Here is a 208-nt window from a genome sequence, read left to right as displayed (position 1 = left end):
TGACTGCACCAGCGCGGCAAGTCCATCCATGCCACGGCGCATATCGGTAACGCCCGCTGCCAGCCATACGCGGGTACCGCCTGGCGGCGCAATCATGCTGGCATCAGGCAGCGCAGCACGAGGCGCAACTGCACGGGGTCGACCATGCCCGTGACGCGTACACGGGCACCGTTCAGTTCGATCTCGATGCCCGACGCCGCCGGTACGC

Annotated in this window: 1 protein-coding gene; it reads right to left on the bottom strand. The window is 67.3% G+C overall.

Features of this window, described 5'->3' with window-relative positions; genetic code table 11:
• The coding region (gene tnpB / locus AB4Y34_RS42610; protein WP_368719386.1) for an IS66 family insertion sequence element accessory protein TnpB at positions 1–96 on the bottom strand (96 nt) is incomplete at its 3' end.
• Between the last annotated feature and the right edge of the window lie 112 nt (positions 97–208).

The organism is Paraburkholderia sp. BR10954 (assembly GCF_040965775.1).
In the GTDB taxonomy this organism is placed as follows: domain Bacteria; phylum Pseudomonadota; class Gammaproteobacteria; order Burkholderiales; family Burkholderiaceae; genus Paraburkholderia; species Paraburkholderia youngii.
The sequence above is the reverse complement of the archived record's forward strand: the minus strand, read 5'-3'. Positions and strand labels throughout refer to the sequence as shown.